Here is an 8620-nt window from a genome sequence, read left to right on the forward strand (position 1 = left end):
AAAGTTAGTTTGTCTAGCATCTAAAATAAAAATTGACGTTTCACGTTGTTTGTTTCGTTCAGTTTTCAAAGAACTACTTAGTCGCTCATTTGCGACTTCCTTATGTTAACACTTTCGTTAATTGATGTCAACTAAGTTTTTTATTTCATTTGTCGCTTTCGACGTTAATGTCATCGGCGACTTGTTCTATATTACACCCCCGTAGATCAACCGTCAATACCTTTTATCTTTTTTATTTTATAAATCATAAAAACTTTACCCTGTCTTAATTTCTAACACAGCCTTAGAACTTCTTAAACTTATGTATTCAAACTAACAATCTGCAGCCTACACTCTCTAACTTAATACTAATACTTTTCTAAAGAATGAATGTGAGACCAAGTAAATATATATTAAGGATAGTATTTTTTCTTTTAGTACGTCCTCCCTCCTGCTCATCTCTAGGGAGATTATAAATAAAACACTTCTCTTCTTTACCTTTAAAATCTAATATACTTAGGAGGCGTTATGAAATGCATGTTAATAAAAAGATAATTTATGTATCCCATGATGCCCACTTCCACGGAGCACAGCTACTTTCTTTACATACTATTAAGGCTCTTAAAGAAAACTTTGATTACTCTGTTGCAATTATCTCTATTGGATCAGGTATTTTAATTCCAGATTTTCAAAAGTACGGTCCTGTTTATTGTCTCGAGCAAGGTTATCAAACAGAAGAAAAGGTCGAATTATTAATAAAGGATTTATTATCACAGGATTTTACCCTCGCCATATGTAGCACTGTCATAAGTGGCGATATCGTTGCATTACTAGCTAGACACAATATAAAAGTTGTTTCATTAATACATGAATTACCGCATTTAATACAACAGTACTCTGCTGAAGGGAAAGCTAAAAACATCGCTGAATTTGCTTACAAAGTTGTCTTCCCTTCACAATACGTATATGAAAAATTTCGTACAATCACTGAATTGGATCCTCAAAAATGTCACATTCTCCCTCAAGGTTTGTTTAACCACAATCCTTATAAAAACAATATCGCAAAAGCTAGAAATGAGTTACGTAAGAAGCTTAACCTGCCTCTAGATAGCAAAATTATCTTAGGTGTAGGCTTCGCAGATTATCGAAAAGGAATAGATTTATTCTCACTTATCTCTTACTCAGTACGAAAGACTCACAAGGATATTCATTTCATTTGGGTAGGGAGAACGGACGTTCAATTCCTGAATACACTGCCCCCTAAATATAAAGCACATTTCACATTAGTCGATCCTACTCCCGATATTGGATTATATAACGCCGGGGCTGACTTATACTTATTAACTTCAAGGGAAGATCCTTTTCCAAATGTTGTTTTAGAAGCATTAGATGCAAAACTTCCTGTTATAGGGTTTAAAAATGCTGGAGGTTTTGAAGATGTTGTTACAGAAAAAACTGGTGCCTTAGTAGATTTTTTAAATTTACCCAAAATGCTAGAGAAAATATATGAATTTATTCACGATGAGGGATTACGATTACAAAAGGGAAGCTTTGGCCAAGAACTTATCGAAAAAAACTTCAATTTTCTTAATTACATTTATCAATTACTAGATCTTCTCGAACATAATTACAAAAAGATAAGTGTAATCATACCGAACTATAATTATGAAAAATACTTACCTGCTCGAATCGAATCAATCTTAAACCAAACCTACCCTCTTTACGAACTAATTTTCTTAGACGATGCCTCCACTGATCATAGCGTATCAACTTTTAAAAAGCTGCTCTCAAAAGAAAATAAGCCCCACCTGAAGGTTCAACAGATTATTAATGATAAAAACTCTGGTTCCGTATTTAAACAATGGATAAAAGGAGTCTCTGCAGCAACTGGTGATTATATTTGGATCGCAGAGGCCGATGACTTATGCGATAAGACATTTTTACAAGAGGTGATACAGGGGTTTTATATAAATAACAATATTACCTTAAGTTACACACAATCAAAACAAATTGATGAACAAGGAAATGTATTGGCTAATCATTATTTAAATTACACAAATGATATCGATAAAGAAAAATGGAAAGGCCCCTATTTTCGAAAAGGCGTCGAAGAAATACAAGATACGTTACTTATCAAAAACACTATACCTAATGTTTCAAGTGTAGTTTTTAAAAATATAGATATGAAGAAAACAGAAAAACAGTTAGAGAAGTTCAAAATAGCTGGTGATTGGTTTTTCTATGTTTCTCTTCTTACAGAGGGAGATATTTACTTCAATCCATCCCCCTTAAACTATCATAGACGACATTTAAATAGCGTAACGAGAACAGAAGATTCATACTCCCATTACAATGAAGTTGTACAAATGCAAAATTTCATTAAAGAAAGATTTACTATCGACGACATTTCTAAAATGAAAATGTATACATATAGAAAGCATCTTAAAGCATACTTAAAAATTTAAACATGTGCTTTCTATGCCATCAATATCTCTTGTAAGTTGCTACTATTACTTAAGGGAGGAATACTCTTTGAAAGACTTTATAGAGGAACATAAAGATTTAATTTCTCAAATCGCACACAACTATAATGTAAATGCAAGTATCCATCCTGAGGATCATATCTTTCAGTTCATTGTCACTAATCCCGTCTTCCCATCAAAAAAAGAAGCGATAGATTACTACTTTAAAGATGGGCAAAACTCAGCACAAATACTCTTAAACTTAATTACTTCCCTTTATCCTCCTACAGGCAATCCAATTAAATTGTTAGAATTTGCATCCGGATACGGCTGCGTAACACGTCATTTATTAAATCTACAAGCGAATTTGAGTATAACCGCTTGCGATATACACGAAGAGGCTATTTCCTTTATTGAAAACAAATTAAATAATTCTTCTATATTATCTCATCCTGAGCCTGAACAGTTAAAATTGGACTCCTCTACGTACGATATCGTTTTTTGTCTATCCTTTTTCTCTCATATGCCTGATACAACTTGGTTTCGTTGGCTGCAAACATTGTATAACGCTGTTTCACCTGGTGGTTTATTCATTTTCACAACCCATGGCTATCAAAGCAAAAAATACTTCGGGTTTCCAAATTTAAATGAAAAGGGCTATTGGTTTCTCTCTTCTAGTGAACAATTCGATTTAGATGTGAATCAATACGGACAAACGATAGTTAGTCCCTCTTACGTGTGTGACAAAATTAAATTATTACCCCATAACCCAATTATCAAAAAGTATACTGAAGGATTTTGGTGGGAACATCAAGACCTTTGGGTTATAGAAAAAGAAGCAAAATAATAACCCACGCTCTGCTTATACAAGTAGAGTGTGGGTTATTATTTTTTACTATATAAGAACTCTTCAATCCATAGCTTATTTAATCTAATCCCATGTTTAAAATCTATTTTAGGTTCCCAATTCAATTCTTGTTTTATCTTATCAATATTTAAAATGATTTTTTGAACGTTCTCTTGTTTTTGTTTGTAACAGATAAAATCCACTTTTCTTTCTGTTATTTTCTCTAATTCCACTATAATTCGTTTTAAAGAAAGACCTTTGCCACTCCCTATATTGTATACGCAAGATTTCAATTGATTTAATTGTGCTAGTTGTATAGTAATTTCAACTAAATCATCGATATAAATATAATCTCTAATAATCTCCTCTGGATTCCCATATATATGAATCCTTTCATTACTGAGATGCTGGTACAAAAAACAATTTATCGCCCCTACTTTTTTTAAGGGGTTTTGGTATTTTCCATACGGATTAGAATATCTACATACAACATAATCTATTCCATATTTTCTCTTATAAAAATACAAATAATTCTCCAGCGAAACTTTTGTTATTCCATATGGGGAAAGTGGTCTTAATGGATGTTTCTCATCAATAGGCAAATATTCAGGTTCACCATAAACTGTGCCTCCCGAAGAAGCTAATATAATTTTTTTAATACGAAAATCTTTAACACTTTCCATGAAATTAAGAAAAAATAGACTGCTATTAATATCACCGAAAACATCTTCAATTGAAGTTGCTACGTTAGACGTCGCAGCTAAATAAATAATAATATCTATATTCACTAAAGCCTTATATATATCCTCAACATTTTTTAAATCACCTTTAATAAATTCAACTTCACTTACAATATTTTGAGGAAAATTATTTATATGTCTGGAAAATACTTTTACATTTTGCCCCTGTTTCAATAAACCCAATGCGAGGTTGATACCAATGAAACTATTTCCACCTACTATTAAATAATTATTCTTCCTCATAATATCATCTCTCTAGTAATAAATTTTTCCCGTCGTCAAACCTAAAAATATACACAAATAAACTGGATCATTTCGATTATTCATCTTCTTATCATTGTATGTTTGTTATAAATTTTCATTATCTTTATTTTCTATTTTCATTTTAGAATAGCTTCCTTATTCAGGTTGACTGCAAAAACACTCATAATATTTACTCATCCCCATGAATATATTTAATAAACAATCCTCACTTGTTTAACCCATAAAAAAACGTCTACATACACAAATTTCCCAAAAAGGAGTGCTGAACTCATGAAGAATATAAATCAAGAACTTTTAAATCATGTAATTCTACATAAAGATCGAATTCCGCATTACCATAAAGACTTTCCAATTATACTATTTTGGAGTCATAGAAGCGGATGCACCGCGTTAGCTAATTGGTTCTTTTTTCAAATCGGATTATTTACTGAAGCAAAGAAATACAATGACTTTATTCATTACTATGAGTTCTGGGTGTATAAGAACAATACAAATTACATACCAGAGTTACAAAATGGTCTTCTAGAGGGTAAAAAGGATGTTTGTAAACTTGTGCGAAATCCCTATACAAGGGCTGTCAGCTCATTTCTATTACTTGCTGACAACCCATATGCTAGCCCTCAATGGGAAAGTATCCGTCATTATTTTTATAATGACAAATATAGTAATCAAGGAATATCATTTAAACAATTTTTATATTACGTTCAGGCATTCAGCTCCAATTCTCTAGCGTTAGATATACATTTTAGTCAACAATACGTCCCTGGTGAAGAAAACTTCATCCAATGTTATATTCCTTTAGAAGATTTTAATACACAAATCACCAAACTAGAACACACGTACGATTTGATAAAATCCCCTTTAGCACTTCTTACAAATTCAGATCATCATCGCGCACACAAGATGATTTATGCAGGGAGCTATGCAGAACTTAGCATTACAGATACAGACTTCCCACGATTTCCAACATACGAAAGCTTTTATGATAAAGAAACTATGGATTTAGTTACAGAAATATACACACAGGATTTTGAAATGTATCCATACACGAAAGGGATATTTTAAGTCTATACATTTTCCCATGAATAAAAGCTGATGCATCGCATAGCATAAAGTGAAACTTTAATTCGATTGGGGGTTCTCTTCAACTGATTATTCCCTTCTCCTAATCGCAATTTTAAGAGATACCTAACTTTCACCCATTCCCCCTTTGATTTCGCTGATTGTTGACGTGTATCATACTTTCCATAAATAGATTGCATTTAACATAGGAGGGATGTCATGTGGAAATCAATTTGAAACACAATAATGGGTACTGCGTTATTTGCGAAAAGAAAGCTACATTTATAGAGCATAATGATTGGCTTAGAGATCATTATTTATGTTCTACATGTAACTCTATACCAAGGCAGCGAGCTTTAATCCATGCCTTGCATACATTTTTTCCAAAATGGAATTCCTATAGTATCCACGAATCCTCTCCTGGAGGAATTACAACTCAGCTACTATTAAAAAACTGTAAAAACTATACTTATTCTCAATACTTTAGAAATTATCCTCTTGGCCAATACTTTCAAGGTATTAGATGTGAGAACTTAGAAGACATGACTTTTGAAAATGAATCTTTTGATTTATTCATTACTCAAGACGTTTTTGAGCATGTAATGACGCCAAACAAAGCCTTTAAAGAAATAGAACGAGTATTAAAACCTGGCGGCGCTCATGTATTTACTGTCCCTTGGTATCATACACTCACAAAAACTGTGCAAAGAGCAAGAATGAATCAAGAAGTGATTGAATATATTGAAGAGCCCATTTATCATGGAAACCCTATTGATGAGAATGGATCTTTAGTAACGTTCGATTGGGGGCAGGATATGATTGAATATATTTATACACACGCAAACATGTATACCATTGTTTATTTACAAAAGGATAGATCACTAGGGTTAGATGCTGAATTTTTACATGTTTTTATTAGTAAAAAGCAAGAAAATAAAGTTTAATCACTATATAATTCGGAGGTTTAACAAATGAATAAATTTAAGTTAGGAAGTGATTTTGATCATCTTGTTAATTCACTATCTGATGTCGAACTTCTAAATTTATTTATACAAAGTTGTTCACAAACAACGATAAATGGGGTTCCCGTACCTAGGTTTCCTCCTGAAGAAATTCAAAAACAATTTGTAGGTGCTTCCTATGAACATGCTCTTTACGAAGCATATTTGTTTTATAGACATATAAAAGAATACGCCCAAAATTTAGGGGTTCCCTTGAATAAAGAAAGTAAAGTTTTAGACTTCGGCTGCGGATGGGGAAGAATTATACGCTTCTTATTTAAAGATGCCTCTGATCAAAATTTACTTGGCATTGATGTCGATCCTGCGATGATCACACTTTGTAATGAAACACTAGGAAGAGGGATATATAAAACAGCAAGTCCACATCCCCCTGTAGAATTTATTAGTGACAATTCATTAGATATCATATTCGCTTATTCTGTATTCTCACATTTATCCGAAGCAACTGCCAAAAATTGGGTAAAAGAATTTTCAAGAGTTCTTCGCCCTGGTGGAATCTTCATCGCAACAACACAAGCGCGCTATTTTCTTGATTTTTGTCAACAATTCCAAGAACATCCTGAATTAATTCAAACAGGATGGCATAAAACTTTATCTCAAGCTTTTCCAGATATACATCGCGCCATCTCGGATTATGAAAACGGCAAATTTGTTCACAGTCCTACTGGTGCAGGAGATGTTAGAAATAGTAGTTTTTACGGAGAAACTGTTATACCTAGGACTTATATTGAAAATCATTATGAGAAATATTTAAAGCTACAAGACTTTTTTGATGATGTAAATCGATTACCACAGGCCCTCTTTGTCCTTCAAAAAATTTAATTCCTTTCATTCAACGTAATAAATTTCATGACGAAAAGCACTTTCTATTTCAGCTATATATCAAATTACCTAATACTCTCTTAATTAAGTAAGCTTAAAGAAATCCAATACATACCATAAAAAGACAGTAAACAGATAACATATCTCTTGTTTTAAAATTGCTTCACCAAATCAAGAATAACTTCCCAACACTTGAACTACGAAAAACATGAGGGGGATATAACTTGAAAATAATCGCTTTTTACTTACCACAATTCCATCAAATTAAAGAAAATGATCGATGGTGGGGGAAAGGATTTACTGAATGGACAAATACTAAAAGTGCACAACCTTTATTTTCAGGACATTATCAACCTAGGGAACCTTATCAAGATTTTTATTACGACTTAACTACCCCCTCCGTAAGAAAGTGGCAAGCGGAAATCGCTAAAGCATACGGTATATATGGTTTTTGTTATTATCATTACTGGTTTAAGGGAAAAAGACTATTAGAAACACCCTTTAATGAGGTACTAAAGATGAAGGAACCTGACTTCCCTTTTTGTCTTTCTTGGGCAAATGAACCATGGACAAAATCTTGGGATGGTCTCGATAAACATATATTAATGCCTCAAGACTACGGAGATATATCTGATTGGAAGGAACACTTTGATTATTTATTACAGGCTTTCCAAGATGAGAGATATATTTATATAGATGATAAACCTCTATTCATTATTTATCGTCCAGGACATATTCCTGATTGTGAAAAAATGCTTAATTACTGGAATGCATTAGCGCGAGAAAATGGTTTAAAAGGTATATACTTTGCTGAAACATTAAACAGTTTTCCACTACCTAATATAAATGGATTCGATGCCAGCATTCAGTTTGAACCTTTCTATACAATTGCCCATGATAGCTCTTCAGACATAAATAAGGTAATATATGATTCTGATATGCAATTAAATGTTTGGGACTACGATAAAGTATGGATGTATATATTACAACGATCGCTCCCAAAGAAAAAAACATTTCCCGGGGCTTTTGTTGATTGGGATAATACTGCACGACGTAAAAACGCGAATAGCAGCATCTTTGTAGGTTCTACCCCTGAAAAGTTCACCATATATTTAAGCAAGCAAATTCATCGTACTTACTCTTTTTATAACAGCGAGTTTTTATTTATTAACGCATGGAACGAGTGGGCGGAAGGAACTTACTTAGAGCCAGATAAAAAATATGGATTTTCTTATTTAGAAGGGGTTAAAAATGCAATTGATAGAGGTATGAAAGCATACAAAAAAGACGAGTCATTCTGACTCGTCTTAAAGTTGCTTGGCGACGTCCTACTCTCACAGGGACAAGGTCCCAACTACCATCGGCGCTAGAGAGCTTAACTTCCGTGTTCGGTATGGGAACGGGTGTGACCTCTCTGCCATC

At 33.1% G+C, this 8620-nt stretch carries 7 protein-coding genes and 1 rRNA gene; 6 read left to right on the forward strand and 2 right to left on the reverse strand.

What is annotated here, in order from left to right; genetic code table 11:
* Positions 1-512 precede the first annotated feature (512 nt).
* Positions 513-2444 (forward strand): glycosyltransferase, encoded by a 1932-nt coding sequence (locus tag ACTFN4_RS30230; protein ID WP_000558370.1) that lies wholly within the window; start codon positions 513-515, stop codon positions 2442-2444.
* Positions 2445-2511: 67 nt separating this feature from the next.
* Positions 2512-3288 carry a class I SAM-dependent methyltransferase gene (locus tag ACTFN4_RS30235; protein WP_000651232.1) on the forward strand — a complete coding sequence of 259 codons (777 nt, stop codon included), beginning with the start codon at positions 2512-2514 and terminating at the stop codon, positions 3286-3288.
* Between the two features lie 38 nt (positions 3289-3326).
* Here ACTFN4_RS30235 and ACTFN4_RS30240 read toward each other — a convergent pair whose 3' ends face one another.
* Positions 3327-4271, reverse strand: coding sequence for an NAD-dependent epimerase/dehydratase family protein (locus ACTFN4_RS30240; RefSeq protein WP_001230833.1), 945 nt, complete (start codon positions 4269-4271; stop codon positions 3327-3329).
* Positions 4272-4562: 291 nt separating this feature from the next.
* Here ACTFN4_RS30240 and ACTFN4_RS30245 point away from each other — a divergent pair, with 291 nt between their 5' ends.
* The 4 genes from ACTFN4_RS30245 to ACTFN4_RS30260 all read left to right on the forward strand — a co-directional run bounded on the left by ACTFN4_RS30245 (position 4563) and on the right by ACTFN4_RS30260 (position 8499).
* Positions 4563-5357, forward strand: coding sequence for a sulfotransferase family 2 domain-containing protein (locus ACTFN4_RS30245; protein ID WP_025688562.1), 795 nt, complete (start codon positions 4563-4565; stop codon positions 5355-5357).
* A gap of 218 nt (positions 5358-5575) precedes the next feature.
* Entirely contained in the window at positions 5576-6298 is a 723-nt protein-coding gene (locus ACTFN4_RS30250; RefSeq protein WP_000405126.1) for a class I SAM-dependent methyltransferase, read from the forward strand.
* A 27-nt stretch (positions 6299-6325) separates the two neighbouring features.
* A complete protein-coding gene (locus ACTFN4_RS30255; RefSeq protein ID WP_439963337.1) occupies positions 6326-7198 on the forward strand; it encodes a methyltransferase in 873 nt (290 codons plus the stop codon).
* Positions 7199-7422: 224 nt separating this feature from the next.
* Positions 7423-8499: a glycosyltransferase WbsX family protein gene (locus ACTFN4_RS30260; RefSeq protein WP_000690976.1), complete on the forward strand. Its 1077-nt coding sequence runs from the start codon at positions 7423-7425 to the stop codon at positions 8497-8499.
* Between the two features lie 14 nt (positions 8500-8513).
* On the opposite strand, the gene rrf is transcribed toward ACTFN4_RS30260, so the two are convergent.
* Positions 8514-8620 (reverse strand): 5S ribosomal RNA (gene rrf / locus ACTFN4_RS30265); the annotation flags it as partial.

The organism is Bacillus cereus group sp. MYBK95-2 (assembly GCF_051915225.1).
In the GTDB taxonomy this organism is placed as follows: Bacteria; Bacillota; Bacilli; order Bacillales; family Bacillaceae_G; genus Bacillus_A; species Bacillus_A cereus.

Bases quoted from the DNA above. Each gene is read 5' to 3' on its own strand.
- ACTFN4_RS30245 (WP_025688562.1), top strand. From the start codon at position 4,563: ATGAAGAATATAAATCAAGAACTTTTAAATCATGTAATTCTACATAAA.
- ACTFN4_RS30230 (WP_000558370.1), top strand. From the start codon at position 513: ATGCATGTTAATAAAAAGATAATTTATGTATCCCATGATGCCCACTTC.
- ACTFN4_RS30240 (WP_001230833.1), bottom strand. From the start codon at position 4,271: ATGAGGAAGAATAATTATTTAATAGTAGGTGGAAATAGTTTCATTGGT.
- ACTFN4_RS30255 (WP_439963337.1), top strand. From the start codon at position 6,326: ATGAATAAATTTAAGTTAGGAAGTGATTTTGATCATCTTGTTAATTCA.